A 2,480-nucleotide genomic window follows, 5' to 3' on the forward strand; every position below is an offset into this window, starting at 1 on the left:
CTCGAACCCGCTGGACGGCATCGAGCAGAAGGTCCGCCAGCAGACCGCCGGCCAGGACCCGCAGGCGGCCCGCGACGCGGCGGTGGCGGCGATCAAGGCGCTGTTCACGGGTGACGCGTCGCAGAAGCAGCAGGCCGAGGCCCGCGCGGCCGACGCCCTGGCCAAGGCGCAGAACATCCCGGTCGATCAGGCCCGCCAGCAGATCCAGGATTACGAGACGCAGTACGACCAGGCGGTGGCCACCGCCAAGCAGAAGGCCGAGGCCGCGGCCGTGACGGCCAAGTCGGCGGCCACGCAGGGCGCCTTCTACGCGGCGCTGGCGCTGGTCCTCGGGGCCCTGGCGGCCTTCCTCGGCGGCCGCCTGGGCGCGCCGAAGCCCGCGGCCCTGCTCGGCGCCTACGAGACCCGGCGCGTCTGACCGCCCTCGGCGCCCGCGCCTCCATGCGGGCGCCGCCCATCCCCGGCGGGCGGAACGCGCCCGGCCGGGATCCCCGACCCCCCTCCAACCGCACGGAGCACACGCGATGAGCAGCACCACCGACAAGATCAAGGGCCTGGCCAACGAGGCGGTCGGCAACGTCAAGCAGGCGGCCGGCAAGGCCACGGGCAACGACAAGCTGGTGGCCGAGGGCAAGGCGCAGGAGCTCAAGGGCGACGCCCAGAAGACCGTCGGCGACGTCAAGGACGGCGCCAAGACCCTCGCCGACAAGATCACCGGCAAGCACTAATCCTCATCCCGCGGCGCCGGGCCACCGGCGCCGCCCCTCGGCCCGTGTCCGGTACGGTGCCGGGCCGAACCGCTCAACGCGCGGGAGCAGAGCCGATGCGGCACTTCGCCAGCCTCTTCCTGCGTCAGGAATTCGTCTTCCTGGTGCTCGCCATCCTGCTGAGCGTCGGCGCCGGCGTGGCCTACTGGGTGTCGCGCGCCACCGTCCTGACCATCGCGGTCGCTCCCAAGGACGGGACGGAGCCGGCGCTGATCCAGGCCTACGCGGATGCCCTGGCCAAGCGCCACAAGGAGATTCGCCTCAAGATCATACCCTTCGACGACGTGCGCGACAGTGCCGAGGCGCTGCGTGACGGGCGGGTCGATCTGGCGATCGTACGCCCGGACGTCGAACTCCCCGACAATGGCCTGACGTTGGCGATCCTACGCGACCAGGCGATGATCATCGCCTCGCCGGAAGCCGCCGGGATCGACCGCTTCCCCGATCTCGATCGCAAGCGCCTCGCGATCCTGGCCCATCGGGACGCCGACGAGGCGCTCATCCGCGCCATGCTGGATCACTATGGTTTGACGCTGGTCACCACCGAGCCGGAAGGCGGTCTGCCGCCGCGCCACGTCGCCCTGGTCGAGATGGCTGAGAGCGACCTGGGCGCGGCCTTCGCCCGCAAGCGGGTCGACGCAGTGATCTCGGTCATCGCGCCGACCGCGCCGACGGCCCAGCGGATCGTCGGCCTCGTCCAGGCGGCCAGCCGCAACCGCAAGATCTCCTTCGTGGATGTCGAGAATGCAGAGGCGATCGTCGCCCGGCTGCCGCGACTGCAGGTGGTCACCATGCCGGCCGAGACCTTCGGCGGCAGCCCCAAGGTGCCGGCCGACGACGTTCACACGGTCGGCGCTTCGTACCGGCTGATGGCGCGGTCGAGCCTCGCACGCTCCGTGGCGGCCGACGTCACGCAGCACCTGTTCGAGCTGCGCAGCGCGATGGCGAACGTCACGCCGGCCGCCGACTACGTTCAGGCCCCCGCCTATGACGGCACCGTCGGCGCGACCAGCGCGAGGCTGCCCATCCATCCCGGCGCCGTCGATTATTACGAGCGCGAGCAGCAGAGCTTCATCGAGCGCTACGAGACCTGGATCTACCTGCTCGCCTTCCTGGGCGGCGGCATCGGCTCCGCGCTCGCGTGGATCGGCCAGCGCCTGTCGCGCCTGCGCCGCGAGCGCGTCGAGGAGGCCACCGACCGCCTGCTGCAGATCCGTCAGGAGGCGCAGGAGACGCCGGATTCCGGACGTCTCGAGATCCTGGCCCGGGAGATCGACGATCTCGCGGGCGACATCGCCAAGCATGCCCTGGAGCGCCCGACCGAGGCCCGGACGATGTCGGCGGCGACCATCGCCATCGACGCGGCCCGTTCGACGGTGAAGCGCGCCATCACGGCTGGCCGGAGCGCGGATGACGGCTTGGGCCTGGCCGGCAGAGCCGTCGCGGCAGACGCGGCCCAGACGCCGGCATGACCCGATGCGGCGGCCCACCGCCGTACCACCCGGGCTTCGGCCCGCACCAAGGAAGGACGACGCCATGAGTAAGGGATATCCCTCGATGACCGCCCTGCTGGGGCTGCTGGCGGTGGCCGGCTACCAGAACCGCGACCGGATCGCCGAGTGGCTCGGCGGCCACGCCAAGGATCCGGCGCGGTCGCCGGCACCGCAGGTCCCGCCCGCGACGGGTTCGACGATTCCGGCGAACCTGGATCGC

General features: G+C 71.7%; 2 protein-coding genes and 1 pseudogene. All 3 read left to right on the forward strand.

What is annotated here, in order from left to right:
- Positions 1–418, forward strand: a pseudogene (locus I53_RS00460) (PhnA-like protein); the annotation flags it as partial.
- Between the two features lie 106 nt (positions 419–524).
- Complete coding sequence (locus I53_RS00465) at positions 525–728, forward strand: CsbD family protein (RefSeq protein WP_043345425.1); 204 nt, start codon at positions 525–527, stop codon at positions 726–728.
- Between the two features lie 95 nt (positions 729–823).
- The gene (locus I53_RS00470; RefSeq protein WP_043345428.1) at positions 824–2,239 is read left to right on the forward strand and encodes a TAXI family TRAP transporter solute-binding subunit; all 1,416 of its coding nucleotides are present in this window, start codon (positions 824–826) and stop codon (positions 2,237–2,239) included.
- Positions 2,240–2,480 lie beyond the last annotated feature (241 nt).

Source organism: Methylobacterium sp. B1 (assembly GCF_000333255.1).
Classification (GTDB): Bacteria; Pseudomonadota; Alphaproteobacteria; order Rhizobiales; family Beijerinckiaceae; genus Methylobacterium; species Methylobacterium fujisawaense.